Source organism: Pseudoxanthomonas sp. LjRoot127 (genome assembly GCF_964253495.1).
Taxonomy (GTDB): domain Bacteria; phylum Pseudomonadota; class Gammaproteobacteria; order Xanthomonadales; family Xanthomonadaceae; genus Pseudoxanthomonas_A.
This window is the reverse complement of record NZ_CAXUQR020000001.1, coordinates 1,503,153-1,521,307: the sequence shown is the minus strand read 5'-3', so window position 1 is coordinate 1,521,307 and position 18,155 is coordinate 1,503,153. Positions and strand designations below refer to the sequence as shown.

15 protein-coding genes are annotated in these 18,155 nt (G+C 66.7%); 6 read left to right on the top strand and 9 right to left on the bottom strand.

Annotated elements, in window-relative coordinates:
- Positions 1 to 64 precede the first annotated feature (64 nt).
- The 6 genes from ACSQ19_RS07115 to dnaA all read right to left on the bottom strand — a co-directional run bounded on the left by ACSQ19_RS07115 (position 65) and on the right by dnaA (position 8,533).
- On the bottom strand, positions 65 to 871 hold the full coding sequence (locus ACSQ19_RS07115) for a M48 family metallopeptidase (RefSeq protein WP_299344706.1): 807 nt from the start codon (positions 869 to 871) through the stop codon (positions 65 to 67).
- A 70-nt stretch (positions 872 to 941) separates the two neighbouring features.
- Positions 942 to 1,778 (bottom strand): CPBP family intramembrane glutamic endopeptidase, encoded by an 837-nt coding sequence (locus ACSQ19_RS07110; RefSeq protein WP_435995788.1) that lies wholly within the window; start codon positions 1,776 to 1,778, stop codon positions 942 to 944.
- A 10-nt stretch (positions 1,779 to 1,788) separates the two neighbouring features.
- Positions 1,789 to 4,254, bottom strand: coding sequence for a DNA topoisomerase (ATP-hydrolyzing) subunit B (gyrB, locus tag ACSQ19_RS07105; RefSeq protein ID WP_435995786.1), 2,466 nt, complete (start codon positions 4,252 to 4,254; stop codon positions 1,789 to 1,791).
- 111 nt (positions 4,255 to 4,365) lie between these two features.
- Positions 4,366 to 5,472, bottom strand: coding sequence for a DNA replication/repair protein RecF (recF, locus tag ACSQ19_RS07100; RefSeq protein ID WP_435995784.1), 1,107 nt, complete (start codon positions 5,470 to 5,472; stop codon positions 4,366 to 4,368).
- A gap of 203 nt (positions 5,473 to 5,675) precedes the next feature.
- Positions 5,676 to 6,776, bottom strand: a complete 1,101-nt coding sequence (dnaN, locus tag ACSQ19_RS07095; RefSeq protein WP_296278775.1) for a DNA polymerase III subunit beta — start codon at positions 6,774 to 6,776, stop codon at positions 5,676 to 5,678.
- Positions 6,777 to 7,207: 431 nt separating this feature from the next.
- Positions 7,208 to 8,533, bottom strand: a complete 1,326-nt coding sequence (gene dnaA / locus ACSQ19_RS07090; RefSeq protein WP_299345230.1) for a chromosomal replication initiator protein DnaA — start codon at positions 8,531 to 8,533, stop codon at positions 7,208 to 7,210.
- 269 nt (positions 8,534 to 8,802) lie between these two features.
- On the opposite strand from dnaA, the gene rpmH reads away from it, so the two are divergent.
- The 6 genes from rpmH to ACSQ19_RS07060 all read left to right on the top strand — a co-directional run bounded on the left by rpmH (position 8,803) and on the right by ACSQ19_RS07060 (position 14,570).
- Entirely contained in the window at positions 8,803 to 8,943 is a 141-nt protein-coding gene (gene rpmH, locus ACSQ19_RS07085) for a 50S ribosomal protein L34 (RefSeq protein WP_027083663.1), read from the top strand.
- 87 nt (positions 8,944 to 9,030) lie between these two features.
- A complete protein-coding gene (gene rnpA / locus ACSQ19_RS07080) occupies positions 9,031 to 9,471 on the top strand; it encodes a ribonuclease P protein component (RefSeq protein ID WP_296278715.1) in 441 nt (146 codons plus the stop codon).
- A 13-nt stretch (positions 9,472 to 9,484) separates the two neighbouring features.
- Positions 9,485 to 11,185 carry a membrane protein insertase YidC gene (gene yidC / locus ACSQ19_RS07075; RefSeq protein WP_436000892.1) on the top strand — a complete coding sequence of 567 codons (1,701 nt, stop codon included), beginning with the start codon at positions 9,485 to 9,487 and terminating at the stop codon, positions 11,183 to 11,185.
- Positions 11,186 to 11,272: 87 nt separating this feature from the next.
- Positions 11,273 to 12,613, top strand: a complete 1,341-nt coding sequence (gene mnmE / locus ACSQ19_RS07070; protein ID WP_436000890.1) for a tRNA uridine-5-carboxymethylaminomethyl(34) synthesis GTPase MnmE — start codon at positions 11,273 to 11,275, stop codon at positions 12,611 to 12,613.
- A 231-nt stretch (positions 12,614 to 12,844) separates the two neighbouring features.
- Positions 12,845 to 13,843: an energy transducer TonB gene (locus tag ACSQ19_RS07065; protein WP_436000888.1), complete on the top strand. Its 999-nt coding sequence runs from the start codon at positions 12,845 to 12,847 to the stop codon at positions 13,841 to 13,843.
- A 175-nt stretch (positions 13,844 to 14,018) separates the two neighbouring features.
- The gene (locus tag ACSQ19_RS07060) at positions 14,019 to 14,570 is read left to right on the top strand and encodes a porin family protein (RefSeq protein ID WP_436000886.1); all 552 of its coding nucleotides are present in this window, start codon (positions 14,019 to 14,021) and stop codon (positions 14,568 to 14,570) included.
- A gap of 59 nt (positions 14,571 to 14,629) precedes the next feature.
- Here the strand turns inward: ACSQ19_RS07060 and ACSQ19_RS07055 are convergent, their stop codons facing one another.
- Genes ACSQ19_RS07055 through ACSQ19_RS07045 form a run of 3 tightly spaced genes read right to left on the bottom strand, consistent with a single transcriptional unit; the run spans position 14,630 to position 18,106 of the window.
- Positions 14,630 to 15,811 carry an ABC transporter permease gene (locus ACSQ19_RS07055; RefSeq protein WP_296278720.1) on the bottom strand — a complete coding sequence of 394 codons (1,182 nt, stop codon included), beginning with the start codon at positions 15,809 to 15,811 and terminating at the stop codon, positions 14,630 to 14,632.
- Complete coding sequence (locus tag ACSQ19_RS07050) at positions 15,808 to 16,554, bottom strand: ABC transporter ATP-binding protein (RefSeq protein WP_296278721.1); 747 nt, start codon at positions 16,552 to 16,554, stop codon at positions 15,808 to 15,810. The genes ACSQ19_RS07055 and ACSQ19_RS07050 overlap by 4 nt, the downstream gene beginning before the upstream one ends.
- 43 nt (positions 16,555 to 16,597) lie before the next feature.
- Positions 16,598 to 18,106, bottom strand: a complete 1,509-nt coding sequence (locus tag ACSQ19_RS07045) for an alpha/beta fold hydrolase (protein ID WP_436000883.1) — start codon at positions 18,104 to 18,106, stop codon at positions 16,598 to 16,600.
- Positions 18,107 to 18,155 lie beyond the last annotated feature (49 nt).

The window sequence follows — 18,155 nt, the reverse complement described above, 5'->3', positions numbered from 1 at the left end:
ACAGAAACCAAGCGAAGGCGGATACTGTTTCACGTGCTGCTGCGCAGCAATACCGGCGCGTGTGTCAGCCGCATTTCGGCGCGTTTCCGGCCTTCCTGGCCGCCTCGTACGTGGGCACGAGGGAAGGGGCATCGCGCTCGAGCTCGCGGATGCGGTTGGCGGGGTCGGGGTGGGTCGACAGCCATTGCGGCGAGCGTCCTCCGCTGGCGGCCATCATGTTCTGCCACAGGCCTACCGCTTGGCGCGGATCGAAGCCGGCCTGCGCCATCAGACGCTGGCCGACGACGTCGGCCTCGCTTTCCTGTGTTCGGGAACCGGGCAGCAGGAACGCCGCCTGCGCGGTCATGCCGCCGAGCTGGTTCACCGTACTGGCGGCACCCTCACCGTAGCGAGCGCCGGCCAGCGCGCCGAGCACACCCAGACCCGCCTGCGCGCCCATCTGCCGCGTGATGCGTTCTTCATGGTGTCGTGCGATCACATGGCCGATTTCATGTCCCAGCACGGCAGCAAGCTGGTCCTGGTTCCTGGCGACGGTGAAGATCCCGGTATTCACGCCGACCTTTCCGCCCGGCAGGGCGAACGCATTCGGCTCGCTGTCGGTGAAGACCGCAGTCTCCCACGCAACGCCGCGCTGCTCCGGTGGCAGCTGGCGGACGAGGGCGTTCACCACGCAAGTGACGTAGGCGTTCTGGCGTGCATCACGGTTGAGGGTCTCCTTCGCCTTGGTCTCGGCGAAGGCCTGTGCGCCCAGCTGGTCCAATTGGGCCTGGGAAACACCGCCGACCATCTGGGTGCGTCCCGTCGGCGACGTCGTGGTAGCGCAGGCGGCAAGGCCCAGCACCATGGCGGTTCCGAGAATCTGGCATTTCATGCTCGCCCCCCTGCGATATTGCGTGCGACCAGAGTCTGGGCAAGCCCGTCTTAAACTTTTGTCAATCACATTAGACGGATGCGTCGCCGTACACCTGCAAGACAGCCAGCGCTATCGCATTGTTCAGGATGTGGGCAGCGATGGGCGCCCATAGCGTCCCCGTGCGGCGATACACCCAGGCGAAGATGCCGCCCATACCGGCGTACACCGCGATCAGGAACAGCGTGCTGCCCGCCGGCTTGCCGTTGAGGCCGGGCAATTCGTGGACCAGGGCAAACACCAGGCTGCTGAGCACCAGACCCAGCATGGGCCATCCGGCCTGCCACAGCCTTCCAAACAGGACGCGCCGGAACAGCAGTTCTTCGTAGAGCGGTGCCAGGACGACTGCGAACAACGCAAGGAACAGCGGGTAGCGTGCGAAGCCGTCCTTGATCAGGTCCAGGTTGCTCGGTTCGAGGTCCAGACCCAGCCACAGGCGGCCCGCCGCACTCATCAGCGTACTGAAGAGGAATGTGGCCAAGCCGGCGACAAGCGCCCAGATCCACGTGCGGGCGTTACGCAGGCGGTCCAACGACACGCGGCGTTCGGCCCGCGTGGCCCGGCGTCGCCACAGGTAGAGCACCAGGGCCGTGCCGCCGGTGCTGACGAGCGTCATGACGATCAGGAACAGGACCGGAGGCGTTCCGATTTGCGCCTGCAGTGCCTGTGCATCGGGCGTGCCCCCGGCTTGCTGCGCGAGCCGGATGCCTCGCCACGCCGCCCAGCCGAACAGGCCCAGCATCAGCGTCGAGAACGACAGCGCGATAGCGAGCGCCACATCGATGGCGAACGCGGGCAGCACGCTGCGCAGCGGCAGTGTGGACCGCGTCGCATCCAGCGCGCCGGACGGGGAGGGCACGTCGCTCATCCGTGCAGCGTCAGACGTCGAGGTTGGCGACCTTCAGCGCGTTGTCTTCGATGAACTCGCGCCGCGGCTCGACGACATCCCCCATCAGCGTGCTGAAGATCTGGTCGGCGGCGACCGCATCTTCGATCCGCACCTGCAACAGGCGACGCGTTTCGGGATTGACCGTGGTGTCCCACAGCTGCTCGGGGTTCATTTCACCCAGGCCCTTGAAGCGCTGGATGCTGCGACCCTTCTTGGCCTCTTCGAGCAACCACGCCTGCGCCTCGGCGAACGTCGCCACCGGCTGCGCCTTGTTGCCGCGCACGACTTGCGCGCCATCGCGGACCAGGCCATGCAGCAGTGCGGCGGCTTCGCGCAGCGGACGCAGTTCGCCGCTCTCGAACGCCGACAGCGACAGCACCTGCACCAGTTCCTCACCCATGTGGCGACGGGTGGACAGCAGGGCAGCAGGGCGCTGTTCGTTCGCCGGCTGCAGCGTCAGTGCATAACGCGCACTGCCGATGCTGCCACGGTTGAGCTTGGCTTCCAGCGCGGCCAGTTCATGCCGCTCGTCGATGTTCTGCTGCAGGTGTTCGGCATCGAGCGGCGTGAAGTCGATCAGCGACTCCAGCAGCACCGGATCATAGCGGTGCGCGTTGCGCGCAATCGCGTCACGCGCGGTGCTGAAGACGAGCAGCAGTTTCTCAAGCGCCTCGCCGGAAATGGGCGGCTCGCCGTTCGCCGGAATCAGCGATGCGCCTTCCACCGCATTGTTCGCCAGGTAGACGTTCAGCGCCGCGTCGTCCTTCAGGTAGAGCTCCTGCTTGCCCTGCTTCAGCTTGTACAGCGGCGGCAGGCCGATGTAGACATGGCCGCGCTCGATGAGCTCCGGCATCTGCCGGTAGAAGAACGTGAGCAGCAGCGTGCGGATGTGCGAACCGTCGACGTCGGCGTCGGTCATGATGATGATGCGGTGGTAGCGCAGCTTGTCCGGGTTGTACTCGTCCTTGCCGATGCCGGTGCCGAGCGCGGTGATCAGCGTCCCGACTTCGGCACTGGCGAGCATGCGGTCGAAGCGCGCGCGTTCCACGTTGAGTATCTTGCCGCGCAGCGGCAGCACCGCTTGGTTCTTGCGGTTGCGACCCTGCTTGGCGGAACCGCCTGCCGAGTCACCCTCGACGATGAAGAGCTCGGACAGCGCCGGATCCTTCTCCTGGCAGTCGGCCAGCTTGCCGGGCAGGCCGGCGATATCCAGTGCACCCTTGCGGCGGGTCAGGTCGCGCGCCTTGCGGGCGGCCTCGCGGGCGCGGGCGGCGTCGACGATCTTGCCGGCGATTGCGCGGGCCTCGTTGGGGTGCTCCTGCAGGAACTCCTCCAAACGTGCACCGAACGTGCTCTCAACGACCGGCCTGACGTCGGAACTGACGAGTTTTTCCTTGGTTTGCGAGGAGAAACTCGGATCCGGCACCTTCACCGACAACACGGCGATCATGCCTTCGCGCATGTCGTCGCCGGACAGGTTCACCTTCGCCTGCTTGGCGATGCCGCTCTGTTCGATGTAGTTCGTCAGCGTGCGCGTCAGCGCGGCACGGAAGCCGATCAGGTGGGTACCGCCATCCTTCTGCGGGATGTTGTTGGTGAAGCAGAACATCGTTTCCTGGTAGGCGTCGGTCCACTGCAGTGCGACTTCCACCGTGATGCCATTCTGCTCGCCACTGACCGAGATCACGTTCGGATGCAGCGGTGTCTTGAGGTGGGCGAGGTGCTCCACGAAGCTGCGGATACCGCCTTCGTAGTGGAAATCGTCGCGACGGCCTTCGCCCCGCTCGTCGACCAGCACGATCTTCACGCCGGAATTCAGGAACGACAGCTCGCGCAGACGGCGGGCCAGGATGTCGTAGTGGAATTCGACGTTGCCGTGGAAGGCCGTTACCGACGGCCAGAAGCGGAGCGTGGTGCCGCGCTTGCTCGTGCTTTCGACCTGGGTCAGCGGGACCAGCGCGGCGCCGTTGCTGTATTCCTGACGATAGTGGAAGCCGCCCTGGAAGATGTCCAGCTGCAGTTTCTCGGACAGGGCGTTGACCACGCTGACGCCCACGCCGTGCAGGCCGCCGGACACTTTGTAGCTGTTGTCGTCGAACTTGCCGCCCGCATGGAGCACCGTCATGACGACTTCAGCGGCGGACACCTCGCGACCGAGCTTGGCGCTCATCTGCGCATGCTGGCCTACCGGGATGCCGCGTCCGTTGTCGGAGACCGAGACCGACCCGTCTTCGTGGATCGTCACCGCGACATGGTCCGCGTGGCCGGCCAACGCCTCGTCGATGGAGTTGTCGACCACTTCGAACACCATGTGGTGCAGGCCGGTGCCGTCGTGCACATCGCCGATGTACATGCCGGGGCGCTTGCGGACCGCTTCCAGGCCCTCCAGCGCGGTAATGCTGTTGGCGTCGTACGTATTGCCGTTCGGTGCAGAAGAGGTCGTTTCGTCGGTCATTCGCTTCGTGTCGGCTGCATGGCGGGGCAGGCGCCACCGGGTCGGTAGGCGCCCTGCGCAGGCCAGGGGATCAATGCGGAATTATAGCACTGGTGCGTACTTAGACCCGGTTCAAGGGGTGATGAGGCGCTCCACGCCCCCTTGTTCCACGTGGAACAGAGCAGGTGCCACATCGCTTTCGACAAGCCCGACCGGCGGTTCGGTACCGGTAATGAAGACCTGGGCACTGCTGGCGAGCAGACGCGCCAGAATTCGACGCTGGTGGTGCCGGTCCAGTTCGGACGCAAGATCGTCCAGCGCGATGACGGGCCACTCACCGCGTCGACGGGCGAAATCCTGTGCCTGTGCCAGCAGGCAGGACAGGGCGGTCAACTTGGCTTGGCCCCGGGACAGCGTCTCGCGCTGGGGCAGCGCGCTGTAGTCGATCCGCCAGTCCGCACGGTGCGGACCCACGGTCGTATAGCCGGCCGCACGATCCCGCTCCCGGGCGAGCAGCAGTGCGTCCGCCAGAGACAGCTCATGCCGGCGCCATCCGGGCAGGAAGTGCAGCGACGCGTTTCCCAGTGACGGCGCCAGTTCGCCCACGACGGACGACAGATCATCCTGGAGCGCATCCAGATATCCCTGACGGTGTCGGGTCAGGGGCTCGCCCGCCTCGGCCAGCTCGTGGTCCCACGCGTCGAGCTGTCCACCGCCGCTTCCCGCCTTGAGCAGGCTGTTCCGTTGTTTCAGGGCACGTGCATAGCGCCGCCAGAGGGGAAGAAAGCCCCCCTCGCGCCCCTGTTCCACGTGGAACAGCCCCCAATCCATGAAGCGGCGCCTGGGCTCCCCGCCCCCTGTGACGAGGGCATGGCTTCCCGGCTCAAAACTCACGACCGCCAAGGCCGCACAGAGATCACCCAACTGGGTAACGGTCTCTCCGTCCAACCGGCCCGTCCATGTCTGCCCGCTATGGCGCAGGCCCGCTCGGCGTTGGCGCCCTTGGCTGGCTTCCCGCCACTCGACGAAGACCTCGACCGCATCGGATCCAGTACGGACCAGACCGTCCCGTACACGCCCCCTGAAGCTGCGTCCGTATGCCATCAGATGCAGCGCTTCCAGCAAACTGGTCTTGCCGGCACCGTTGTCGCCCGTGATGAGGTTGATGCCAGCCTCGGGGGCCAACGAGACCCGCTGGAACCGCCGCAGGCCACTGGCCTCCAGTCGCGTTACCTGCACGACGGGTCCGCACGCGCAGTGGATGCCTCGGAGTGCTCGCACGAATCTGACAACGACGAGGGCGGGGAGAGGCTAGGAGGCATGCCGAATTGTAGCCCGCGAACCCGCCGCGGCTAGCGACAGGCCTCGGCCGAAGGCCTCCTGAAACGAGATCGCCCGACACGGGGGTCGGGCGATTGATGTTCCACGTGAAACAAGAGGTGTCAGAGACGCAACGGCATGACCACGTGGCGGGACTTTTCGCTGCTCGCCTCACGGACGAGCGCAGAGGAGTTGGCGTCCCTAAGCTGCAGGACCACATGCTCATCGCGCAATGCCGACAGCGCGTCCAGCAGGTAATTCACATTGAAGCCGATAGCCAGGCCATCGACCTTCGTATCCGCCTCGATCTCTTCCTGGGCTTCTTCCTGTTCGGGATTGTGCGCGCTGATCTTCAGCTGGCCGGGCGATACCTCGACCCGCACACCGCGGTATTTCTCGTTGGACAGGATCGCGGCGCGCTGCAGGGCGGCCCGCAGCACTTCGCGGTCCAGCAGCACTTCGCGGTCCGCGCCGATCGGAATCACCGCCGCATAGTCGGGGAAGCGGCCGTCGATCAGCTTCGAGGTGAAGGTGACATCGTCGCGCTTCACGCGGATATGACTGCGTCCGACCTCGAGCTCCAGCGCGCGGTCACCGCCTTCCAGAAGCCGCTGCAGCTCGGTCACGCCCTTGCGCGGCACGATGATCTGGCGCTTGCCGACCGGCGCGCCGTCCAGCTGCGACTCGCACATCGCCAAGCGGTGACCATCGGTGGCGACGCAACGCAGCGTGCGCTCGCTGAGGTCGAACAGCAGGCCGTTGAGGTAATAGCGCACGTCCTGTTGGGCCATCGCGAACGACGTGCGTTCGATGAGCTCCTTCAGTGTCGCTTCCGGCACTTCGATGCGTTCGGTCGCTTCGACCTCATCTACGGACGGGAAATCGTTGGCCGGCAACGTCGCCAGAGTGAACCGGCTGCGGCCTGCCTGGACGGTGACCTTGTCGCCGCTCTGGCTGACGGTCACCTTGCTGCCGTCAGGCAGTGCGCGAACGATGTCGAACAGCTTGCGGGCGGGGATCGTCGTCTCACCGTCCTGCGCGTCATCGACCGCACTGCGGGAAATCATCTCGACCTCAAGGTCGGTACCCGTCAACGAGAGCTGCCCGTTCTGTACCTGCACCAGGAAATTCGCCAGGACCGGCAACGTCTGCCGGCGTTCGACCACATTGACCACCTGGGCCAACGGCTTGAGGAAAGCTTCGCGCTGCAGACTGAAACGCATGAGTGTGGGAGCCCCTTCGCTTTGGATTTTCAAGACTAAAAGCTTAAAAGCTGGTGGTGGTGGTAGGGCCCGAAACCCGGGAAAACCTACGTAACCCCATGAATCTATTGTTTTTTTATCACCTGCAACCCAGTGGACAGGCGCCCTGCAGGCGATGGTGAAACCTGTGGACAACTTTACGCCCGGAAACCACGCACATCTTATCCACAGAAGGTGAGCGTACTTGCCCACGATGTTATGCGTTGCTCGTCCCCATCGCCTTGCCTACAGTGACCGCAACGGCGAGGAAGACGACGTGCGACACCATGGGAGCCGGCACGTCGGATACAACCCCGCCTGTCCTGCCTGCTTGCGAAGAGCGGTACCGGCTCTTCGCGGTCATATCCTCCTGCCGATATCTCCACACGTTGCAACGACGAGGGCTGGTCCGCCTACTCGCTGAGCTTGCGGATCAGCTTGTCCCAGTCCTCCCGCAACTTGCCATCCGTTTCCATGAGGGTGCGGATCTGGCGGCAGGCGTGCAGCACGGTCGTATGGTCACGGCCGGCGAACGCATCGCCGATTTCAGGCAGGCTGTGTTCGGTCAATTCCTTCGCCAAGGCCATCGCCACCTGTCGTGGACGCGCGAGTGAACGCGTGCGCCGCTTGGACAGCAGGTCCTTGATTTGCAGACCGTAGTAGTCTGCCACGGTCTTCTGGATATTGGGGATGCTGATCGCCTGCTGCTGCGCGCGCAGCAGGTCGCGCAGCGTTTCCTGGGCGAACTCGGTGGTGATCGCGCGGCCGGTGAAGTTGGCACGGGCGGCCAGCGTGTTGAGGGCGCCTTCCAGGTCGCGCACGTTGCTGCGCATCTTCTTGGCCAGCAGGAACGCGACGTCGTCCGGGATCTGCGCACCGCGCTCGTGCGCCTTGGCCAGCACGATGGCCGCACGCGTCTCGAAATCCGGCGGGTCGATCGCCACGCTCAGCCCCCAGGCCAGGCGCGATTTCAGCCGCGGTTCCAGGCCTTCCACCTCGCGCGGGTAGCGGTCGCAGGTCAGGATGATCTGCTGGCGGCCGTCGAACAGCGCGTTGAAGGTGTGGAAGAACTCTTCCTGCGTGCGGTCCTTGCCGGCGAAGAACTGGATGTCGTCGATCAGCAGTGCGTCGACCTGCTGGAAGCGACGCTTGAACTGGTCCATCGACTTTTCGATCAGCGCCTTGGTCATGGCGCTGAAGAACTGTTCGCTGCGCAGGTACAGCACGCGCGCATTCGGATTCTGCCGGCGCATCTCGTTGCCGGCAGCGAACATCAGGTGGGTCTTGCCCAGGCCGGTGCCGCCGTACAGCAGCAGCGGGTTGTGGGCGCGGTCGCCCGGCTTCTGCGCGGCCTGCCACGCGGCGGCGCGGCCCAGCTGGTTGCTGCGGCCCTCGACGAAGTTGTCGAAGGTGTAATGCATGTCCATGTTGCCGGCGAACGGTTCGGCCGGTGCGGCCGTGCTCGCGGTGCCTGCCGTCGGCGCGCTGGCCGTCTCCGGTGCCCTGCTGCGCGAGCCGATTTCCAGCGAGACGTCGTCGTGGCCGGCGAAATAGTCCAGCAGCTCGCGGATGCGACCCAGGTAGCGCTCGCGGACCTGTTCGACGATGAACGCATTCGGCGCGTACAGCACCATCGCGTTGCTGCGCTGCTCGGCCTGCAGGGGCTTCAGCCAGGTGTGTACATCCTCGGCCGGCAATTCGGCTTCCAGGCGTTCGAGGCAACGGGGCCAGGCATCCATCAGGTGGAACAACTCGCGAGTGGGGGCGAACACGCCATCCCGCATTGCCGGAGGCAGCGCGGGACGGAATCCATGGGGTCGGCCAGACTACCACCCCCGTCGGAACCCGCCAACGATCCTGTGTATAAGATGTGGATGAACGCGGGGAACCGCCTGCGGCGACGGTCCGCGCAGGACGCACGCATCGAAAGCACACGGGGAGTTGACCGTAACCCGGCGGTTCCTATAGAATTTCCGGTTCTTTCCACCCGAACACGCACGAGGGCCCCATGGCCACCAAGCGCACTTACCAACCCAGCAACCTCAAGCGCAAGCGCGACCATGGTTTCCGTGCCCGTATGGCCACGGCCGATGGCCGCAAGATCCTGGCCCGTCGCCGTGCCAAGGGCCGCAAGCGCCTGACCGCCTGATGGCTTGGCCGTCTAACGACGGCCAGCATCCATGCGTTCCCTGTATCGAAAGGAGCCCGCCCGTCCACGAGCGGGCTTCTTGCTGAAATGAGCACGGCTTTTCCGCGCAGCGCACGGGTACGCGCAAGCGCCGACTATGCGCGCGTGTTCGACCAGGCCCGCCGCACGTCCGATCCGCTGATGAGCCTGCACTGGCTGCCGGGCGACGTGCCCGCGCGTCTGGGCCTGGCGGTATCCCGCAAGGTCGATACCCGTGCCGTCGGCCGCAACCGCATCAAGCGCCAGCTGCGCGAACACTTCCGTCGCCTGCGCGCCTCGCTGCCGGATGGCGACTACGTCGTGGTCGCCCGTCCGCCCGCGGCGAAAGCCGATTCCTCGCTGCTGCGCGCGACCTTCGAGCGCGTGCTGGCGCGCGCCGGCGCATTGCCGGCACCGGCACCGGGCGGCACAATGCCGCCGGGCTTGAATTCGCCTGCGCCGCCTCCCACTCCTTCTTCTCCGACCAAACCGGTTTCCGACGCCGGTTGAGACTGCCTGCCTGATGAACCAGACCCGTGTATTCCTGATCTTCGCCTGGCTGATGGTGGCGACCCTGTTGTGGCTGGAATGGAACAAGGCAGCGCCCGCGACCCCGACGGTCGCCACGCAGGCCACCGCGCCGGCGGGCAGTACCGTCCCCGCGCCGGTAGCGGCGAGCGCGCCGGCGTCGGGCAGCGTCCCCAGTGCGCCCGCCGCGGCGCCTGCGCCAACGGGCGCTCCGAAAGGAGCGGCGGGACCGCGCGTCACCGTCAGGACCGACGTACTGAGCCTGGTGCTGGACGGCGGCAGCGTGCTGCAGGCCGACCTGCTGCACTACCCGCAGAGCAAGACGCCGGGCAGTGGCCCGGTGCGTCTCTTCAGCGAAGACCCGCAGCATTTCTACGCGGCGGAAAGCGGCTGGGTCAGCAGCGGCTCCAAGGCGCCTGACCACCACGCGTTCGTCCCCGAACAGGGCGCGCGCGACGTGGCGCTGGCGCAGGGCGCGGACAGTGTCAGCGTGCCCTTCATCTGGCAGGGATCGGACGGCGTGACCATCCGCCGTACCTACACCTTCAAGCGCGCCAGCTACGAGATCGAAGTCCGCGACCAGGTAGTCAATGCCGGCACCGGTACATGGCAGGGCATGGTCTATCGGCAGCTGCTGCGCACGCCGCCGCAGGTCAAGAGCGGCATGACCAATCCCGAGTCCTTCAGCTTCAACGGCGCCACGTGGTGGGACGGTAGCTACCAGCGCCGCAAGTTCAACGAGGACTACCTGGAAGACGGCCGCGTCAATGCGCAGGTGAAGGGTGGGTGGATCGCCATTCCTCAACACCACTTCTTCAGTGCGTGGATTCCGCAGGCCGACGACACCACCACCATCTCGCTCGACAACCCAGACAACGGCACGCGCGCGCTGATCCGCGAGATGGGTCCGGGCGTCAACGTCAGTCCCGGCCAGCAGGCCACCACCACCGCACGCCTCTGGGTGGGTCCGAAGCTGGTCGACAAGATCCATGCGATCAACGCGCCCGGCATCGACCGGGTGGTGGACTACAGCCAGTTCGCGATCCTGGCGATGCTGGGGCAGGGCCTGTTCTGGGTGCTGAACTTCCTCCACGGCTTCATCGGCAACTGGGGCTGGTCGATCATCGGCCTGGTGATCCTGGTGAAGCTGGCGCTGTATCCGCTGTCCGCTGCGCAGTACAAGAGCTTCGCCAAGATGCGCAAGTTCCAGCCGCGCATCCAGCAGCTGAAGGAGCGCTACGGCGACGACAAGCAGAAGTTCCAGGTCGCCATGATGGAGCTGTACAAGAAGGAGAAGATCAACCCGATGGGCGGCTGCCTGCCGATCCTCGTGCAGATGCCGGTGTTCCTGGCGCTGTACTGGGTGCTGGTGGAAACCGTCGAACTGCGCCAGGCGCCGTGGTTCGCGTGGATCCAGGACCTCACCGCGCGCGATCCGTACTTCATCCTGCCGGTACTCAACATGCTGGTGATGTGGTTGACGCAGAAGCTGACGCCGGCGCCGGGCATGGATCCGATGCAGCAGAAGATGATGCAGTTCATGCCGCTGGTGTTCGGCGTGATGATGGCGCTCTTCCCGTCGGGCCTGGTGCTGTACTGGGTGACCAACGGCGCGCTGGGCCTGCTGCAGCAGTGGTGGATGACCAAGCGCCATGGCGAATCGGCGACGCCGCCGAAGGCCGCGACCGCGAAGTAAGCCGCACCGCTCGCCGTGCCACGAAGCCCGCCCTCCGGCGGGCTTCGTGTTTCCGCTACCCTTGAAGCGCTTCCACGAACCCGCACCATGACGCCAGCGCAGGACACCATCGTCGCGATCGCCACGCCGCCGGGAGCGGGCGGCGTCGGCATCGTTCGGCTGTCGGGGCCGGCGGCGCAGGCGATCGCGGCGACGATCTGCGTACGCGCGCTGTCGCCGCGCCGCGCCTGCCACGTCCACTTCCGTGATGCCGATGGCGGCACGCTGGACGACGGCATCGCGCTGTCGTTTCCCGGTCCGGCAAGCTTCACCGGCGAGGATGTCGTGGAACTGCAGGCGCACGGCAGCCCGGTCGTACTGCAGCAGCTCGTTGCCCGGGCCTGCGCGCTCGGCGCCCGGCCGGCGCGGCCCGGCGAGTTTTCCGAACGCGCGTTCCTCAACCACAAGTTCGACCTCGCCCAGGCGGAAGCGATCGCCGACCTCATCGCCGCCGCCGACGCGCGCGCGGCCCGCGCCGCCCGGCGCTCGCTTGACGGCGTGTTCTCCGAACGCGTGGGTGACATCGGCCAGTCGCTGCTGGCGCTGCGCGTGCATGTCGAAGCGGCGATCGACTTCGCCGACGAATCCATCGAGACGCTGGGCGGCCAGCAGGTACGCGAGCGCCTGCTGGATGCGCGACGGCGGCTGGAGGCCTTGCTCGTCGACGCTGAACGCGGGCGCAAGCTGCGCGATGGCGTGCATGCGGTGATCGTCGGTCCACCGAACGCGGGCAAGAGTTCGCTGTTGAATGCGCTGGCCGGCAGCGACCGCGCCATCGTCACCGATGTTGCCGGCACCACCCGCGATACCCTGCGCGAAACCGTCCGCCTGGATGGGCTGGAACTCCATCTGGTGGACACCGCCGGCCTGCGCGAGGGTGGCGATGCGATCGAGCGCGAAGGCATGCGCCGGGCCCGGCTGGAACTCGGCCGCGCCGACGTGGCGCTGGCAGTTGTCGATGCGCGCGATCCCGACGCCGGTCGGGCGGCGATCGCCGACAGCCTCCAGGACGTGGGCACGGTGCTGTGGATCCACAACAAGGCCGACCTGCTCGCCGACGTGCCCGCAGAAGACGGCGATCATGTGTACGTGTCCGTTGCGCAGGGCACGAATCTCGACCGTCTGCACGACCGCCTCCGCGCGCTTGCCGCCGGGCCGGCCAGCGAGGGGGGCGACGGCGAATTTTCCGCGCGTGCTCGCCACGTCGATGCCCTGCGGCGCGCCGCGGCCCACGCGGCGCTGGCGGCGGAGCATCTGGCACACGAGCACCTTGAACTGGCCGCCGAGGAACTGCGACTTGCCCACGATGCGCTGGGCGAGATCACCGGTCGCCTCAGCGCGGATGACATGCTGGGCCATGTCTTCTCGACGTTCTGCATCGGGAAATGACGCTCAAGCCGCCTAGTCCACCAAAAGTGTGACGAACATCAAGTGTCGTGCCCGAGGTGCCGACGTACTCTGGCGTCCGGGTAGGGGTACCCGGAAGGCATCGCGCTGTTCCCGGCCGGAAGGTCGGGTGGATGGCGGGCCCGTGCTGATTCGCGACACCCGGTCCCGCGCCTCCCGAGGGCGCCCCGGACGTGCCGACACCATAAGAATGTACTTGGGGGAATTGAAACGATGTCCTTGATCCAGACCACCGGCCGCCTGCGCTATGTCGCGCCGCTGATGCTCATTGCCGCCCTGGCGGCGTGTTCCAAGCAGGACGAAGCGGCCAAGCCCGCCGCCACGCCGGGTGCGGCGGCCGTCCCCGCGACGCCGCCGCCGCCGGCGGTGTCCGCGCAGGTCCAGGCGATGGACGCCGACGCACTGCGCGACGCCGCCACCAAGGCGCTGCGCGAGAACCGCATCTATGCGCCCGGCGGCGACAACGCCATGGAGTACTACCTGGCGTTGCGCGACAAGCTGCCGAACGATCCGGGCGTGACGAGTGCGCTGACCGACCTGATGCCGTACACGCTGATCGCCGCCGAGCAGAGCATTGCGCGCGAAGAGTTCACCGAGGCCCAGCGCCTGTCGGCGATCATCGAGAAGGCCGATCCGAAGGCGCCGGCCCTCCCACGCCTGCAGCAGAGCATCGCAGCGGCGCAGCAGGCGGTCGCGCAGCGCGCGGTCACCGACGAAGCCACCAAGACGAAGGCAGACGAGGACGCACGCCTGCGCGAGCAGCAGCGGTTGGCGCAGCAGGCCGAACAGCAGCGCGCCAGCGAAGCCGCCGCCGCCCAGCAGCTGGCCCAGCAGCAGGAAGCCGCGCGGGCCGAAGCCGCACGGCAGGAGACCGAACGCCAGGCCGCCGCGCAGCGTGAAGCCGCCGAACGCCAGGCCGCCGCCACGCGTGCGGCCGTACCCGCCGCCGCTCCGGCGCAGACCCTCCGCGCGGTCAGCACGCCGGCGCCGCGCTATCCGCCGGAAGCGCTGCGGTCGGGCACGCAGGGCGAGGTGCTGGTCGAGATCACCGTCGGCGTGGACGGATCGGTCACCAATGCCCGCGTCGTGCGCGCCACGCCGGCACGCGTATTCGACCGCGAAGCGCTGAATGCCGTGCGCCGCTGGCGCTTCGAGCCGCTCGATGCGCCGGTCACGACACGTCGCACGATCGGCTTCAGCCCAGGCGGTTGAGCATCGGTCGCCTGCGGTACGCGAACCACGTAAACGCCGGCCTCGCGCCGGCGTTTCCGTTTGCGGCGCATGTCGACTGACAAAAGACCTGCGGCACTGGACGCCACCAGGGACGACGATTACTGTGCCGCCGCCCGCGTGACGGGCGAACATCACAACAACACGGAAGGATTCCATGAAGCGATTCAATGTTGCCGGCGCGGTTGCGCTGGCGTGCCTGACCCTCTCCACCACCGCCGCCGCCACACAGGCAGGCCAGTGGTACGGCCGTGCCGAGATCGGCCACAGCGACCTGGAGATCGAGGTCGACGGCCTGACGGCCGACGATACCGACACCGCCTACAGCCTGCGCATAGGCCATTACGTCACCCCGCACTTCGCCGTCGAAGGGTTCTATTCGATCCTCGGCGACCGTTCCATCCAGGGTATTTCCTACGACATGGATGCGGTCGGCCTGGGCGTGGTGGGCAAGAAGGCGTTCGGTGCCGACAACACCGGCTTCTTCATCGCCGGGCGTGCGGGCGCGCAGAGCGTCAATTCGAAGCTGAGCGCCGACGGCGTGTCGTTGCGCGAACGATCCACCAAGCCGTACGTGGGCGTGGGCGTGGGTTACGACTTCGACCACAACAACGGCCTCAGCCTGAACTACGACTACAACAAGGGCGACCTGTTCAACGCCGACGTCACCGCCCAGACGCTGACGCTGGGCTACGAATACCGGTTCTGAGTCAAAAAAAACGGCCACCGCACGGTGGCCGTTTTCTCATCCGGCAGGGAGCGCCGCCGTCATCCCGCGACGGCGAGCTTCTCCTGGTGGTAACGGCGCACCGCCGCGTACCACAGCAGCGCGGCCACGCCGAATGCCGCCGCCACATAGACCAGCCAGGTCTGCGCGCTGATGTATTCGTTGCGGATGACCTTCAGCAGCAGCTGGTTCTGCGCCAGGAACGGCACGGCGAACTGCCAAAGCTGGCTCTTCAGCGGGTTCGCCATCAGCGCGAACGTCGGGATCATCGGCAGCAGCATCAACCACGTCATGTGGCTCTGGGCTTCCTTCATGCTCTTGGCCGACGCGGCCAGGTACGTGAGCAGCGAGGTGCCGATGAAGAGCATGGGCAGCAGGATCAGCAGCATCTTGCCCATCGACAGGAACGACACGTTCAACTGCCGGCCCAGCGTGCCCGCGAACTGCGCACTGAACTTGAACGCCAACAGCGTCAACAGCAGGGTGGTCAGGCCGATCACGCACGCGGCGGCGATCTTGCCGCTGACCACCGCGCTGCGTGGCGCGGGTGTCGCCAGCAGGGGTTCCAGCGATTGCCGTTCGCGCTCGCCGGCCGTCGCGTCCAGGATCAGGTACGCGCCACCGATGAACGAGGTGAGGATCAGCAGGTAGGGCAGCAGCACCGATAACAGCATGCCTTGCTTGGCTTCGGGCGTCGCCAGGTCCTGCATGCCGATGTTGACGGGTCGCGCCACCGACGCATCGACGCCGCGTGCCAGCAGGCGCAGCGCGCCGACCTGCTGCGCGTAAGCCGACAGGGCGGCGTTGACACGCTGCGTGGGGATATCGGCGTCGCGGCGCGTGCTGTCGCGGATGATCTCCACCAGCGCCGGACGCCCGTTCCGCCAGTCCTCCGCGTAAGCGGGACTGATCCGCAGCGCGACGTCGATCTCCTGCGACCGGATCGCGGCATCCAGGTTGTCCGGCGCCTTGGCGGGGGTGATGCCGTTGGTGGCGAGGAACTTCACCAGGTTCGGCGCATGCTCGGCGCCGACCATCGGAATCTCCAGGGTCTTGTCGACCTGCGTGCGGATGCGGTTCTCGGTCAGGTAGCCCATGCCGAGCATCAGCGCCGGATAGAGCAATGGCCCCAGGAACAACGCCAGAGCCAGCGTCCGGCGGTCGCGCGACAGATCGCGCAACTCCTTGCGCATCACGGTGAAAACAGTGCGGAACATGTTCATGCCAGCAGGCCCTCCTCCGAACCGATCACCTTGACGAAAGCATCCTCCAGGTTGTCCTCGCCCGCCTGCGCGCGCAGTTCGTCGGCGGTGCCGGCGGCGACCACGGTGCCCTTGGCGATGATGACGATGCGGTCGCACAGCGCCGCGACCTCCTGCATGATGTGGCTGGAGAAGATCACGCAGCGGCCTTCGTCGCGCAGCTGGTGCAGGAAGCTGCGCATCGCGCGCGTGGTCATCACGTCCAGGCCGTTGGTGGGTTCGTCGAGGATGACGTTGCGCGGGTCGTGCACCAGCGCCCGCGCGATCGCGGTCTTGGTGCGCTGGCCCTGGCTGAAACCTTCGGTCTGGCGATCGAGGATGTCGCCCATGTCCAGCGCATCCGACAACGCCCGGGTACGTTCGGCGATCTGCTTCGACGACAGTCCGTGCAGCTCGCCGAAGTAGGCGATGTTCTCGCGTGCGGTCAGGCGCTTGTACACGCCGCGCGCGTCGGGCAGCACGCCCAGTGCGCGGCGCACGGCGACGGGGTCCTGCGCGGTGTCGATGCCGTCGACCTTGACTTCGCCGCGATCAGGCGTCATCAGCGTGTACAGCATGCGCATGGTGGTGGTCTTGCCGGCGCCGTTGGGGCCGAGCAGGCCGGTGATCTGGCCGTCGTGGGCGGTGAAGCTGACGCCGTCCACGGCGGTGACTGTGCCGGTCTTGGTCTTGAAGGACTTGTGCAGGTCGTTGGCGATGATCATTCGGTCATGTCCATTGAAATGAAGTGGCGCGCGGTGGCGCGGCTCACGGTTCCCAGCCATTGAAGCTGGTGAAGGGAGGTACGTAATCGAGGCTGTCCAGGCATGTCGCGTCCAGGCCCTTGGCATCGGCGGTCTCCAGGAAGCGGCCCAGCAACTTGGGCATGCAGCCGACCGCGAACGTGCCGTGGCCCTGGCCCTTCAGCACCAAGTGGCGGCCGTTCGACAGCGTGCGCAGCACCTGCTCGCCGTAGCGCGGCGGGGTGACCGGATCCAGCTCGCCCGACGCGATGAGCGTGGGGATGTCGGAGTTCCAGGCGGTGTGGAAGTCCGCCGGCCGCTTGCCCGTGGGCCACGCCGTGCACTGCGTCTTCAGGGTGTCGCCGAGCAGGCTGCCGAGGACCGTGTCCGCATCCGCCGGATCGGCCTTCAGCAGGTCCGCGTCTTCGGCGCAGATCACCGACAGCTGCATGCCGTGCATGAACTGGTCGCCCACCTGGGTCTCCAGCAGCTTCGACAGCGACATCAGCGAGCCGTAGCGGCCCTGCTGCGCCTCGTTCAACACCAGCGGCAGCAGGGCAGCGCCCTGCGGGTAGTACGAGTACATGCGGGTGATGCCGGCGACGGCGCCCGCGGTGACCTCACCGGTGACGAGCTCGCCGGTGGACGGGTCGCGGTACTCGGTGCTCACCGGCGCGGCGGCCAGGCGCGTCATCAGTGCGCGCAGCTGCCCGCGCAGGTCGTCGCCGAAGCGCTCCTTGCAGGTCGGCGTCGCCTGGCAGCGCTGGAACTGCAGCGCCAGCGCAGCGTCCAGGTTGCGGGCGTGCTCGCTGCCCAGCACCAGTTCGTTCGGTACCACGCCGTCGATCACCACGCTGCGCGTGCTGTCGGGGTGACGCATGGCGTACTGCTGCGCCACGCGCGTACCGTACGAACCGCCGACCAGGTTGATCTTCGTGGCACCCAGCGCCTTGCGTACGCTGTCCAGGTCGCGCACCGCATCCGTGGTGGTGTAGAAGCGCGGGTCGGCCTTCAGCGACGCCGCACAGGCACGGGCGAACGCGGCCGCCGATGCCTCGCTCATGTCCTCCGGATCGCCGTAGGCGTTGCGGCCTTCGTCATCCTTGCAGGACAGCGGATTCGACTTGCCGGTACCGCGCTGGTCGACCAGCACGATGTGGCGCGACTTGCGCACCTCGCGGAAAGCCGCGTCGATCGACGGCCAGACCTGCACGGCCGACTGCCCCGGACCGCCGGCGAGGAAGAACACCGGGTCTTCGGTCGCCGCGCCCTCGTTGGTGGCCGGCAGCCACGCGATGTTCAACGCGACCTTGCGGCCCTCTGGCCTGGCCGGATCCTCGGCCACCTCGTACGTCGTGCATTGCGCTTCCACCGTCGTGGTGAGGTAGGGCGCGGTGAGCGTGCAGGGCGTGAAAGCCAGCGCGCCGTAGTGGCGAACGGCCTGCTGGTCGGGGCCCGGGGCCGCGCCGTTGCAGCCGGCGAGTATCAGGGCGCCCAGGGCTGGCGCGAGTGTTCGACGAAACTGGAATTCCATGTATCTGTCCCGTTGTAGGCTGGTTCCAGCATGCCATGACGACGTGGCA

Excerpts from the sequence above, each read along its gene's own strand:
- mnmE (WP_436000890.1), top strand. The coding sequence starts at position 11,273 with ATGACGCCAGCGCAGGACACCATCGTCGCGATCGCCACGCCGCCGGGA.
- ACSQ19_RS07065 (WP_436000888.1), top strand. The coding sequence starts at position 12,845 with ATGTCCTTGATCCAGACCACCGGCCGCCTGCGCTATGTCGCGCCGCTG.
- ACSQ19_RS07110 (WP_435995788.1), bottom strand. The coding sequence starts at position 1,778 with ATGAGCGACGTGCCCTCCCCGTCCGGCGCGCTGGATGCGACGCGGTCC.
- gyrB (WP_435995786.1), bottom strand. The coding sequence starts at position 4,254 with ATGACCGACGAAACGACCTCTTCTGCACCGAACGGCAATACGTACGAC.
- ACSQ19_RS07060 (WP_436000886.1), top strand. The coding sequence starts at position 14,019 with ATGAAGCGATTCAATGTTGCCGGCGCGGTTGCGCTGGCGTGCCTGACC.
- yidC (WP_436000892.1), top strand. The coding sequence starts at position 9,485 with ATGAACCAGACCCGTGTATTCCTGATCTTCGCCTGGCTGATGGTGGCG.
- ACSQ19_RS07115 (WP_299344706.1), bottom strand. The coding sequence starts at position 871 with ATGAAATGCCAGATTCTCGGAACCGCCATGGTGCTGGGCCTTGCCGCC.
- ACSQ19_RS07055 (WP_296278720.1), bottom strand. The coding sequence starts at position 15,811 with ATGAACATGTTCCGCACTGTTTTCACCGTGATGCGCAAGGAGTTGCGC.
- rpmH (WP_027083663.1), top strand. The coding sequence starts at position 8,803 with ATGGCCACCAAGCGCACTTACCAACCCAGCAACCTCAAGCGCAAGCGC.
- dnaN (WP_296278775.1), bottom strand. The coding sequence starts at position 6,776 with ATGCGTTTCAGTCTGCAGCGCGAAGCTTTCCTCAAGCCGTTGGCCCAG.
- ACSQ19_RS07050 (WP_296278721.1), bottom strand. The coding sequence starts at position 16,554 with ATGATCATCGCCAACGACCTGCACAAGTCCTTCAAGACCAAGACCGGC.
- rnpA (WP_296278715.1), top strand. The coding sequence starts at position 9,031 with ATGAGCACGGCTTTTCCGCGCAGCGCACGGGTACGCGCAAGCGCCGAC.
- ACSQ19_RS07045 (WP_436000883.1), bottom strand. The coding sequence starts at position 18,106 with ATGGAATTCCAGTTTCGTCGAACACTCGCGCCAGCCCTGGGCGCCCTG.
- dnaA (WP_299345230.1), bottom strand. The coding sequence starts at position 8,533 with ATGGATGCCTGGCCCCGTTGCCTCGAACGCCTGGAAGCCGAATTGCCG.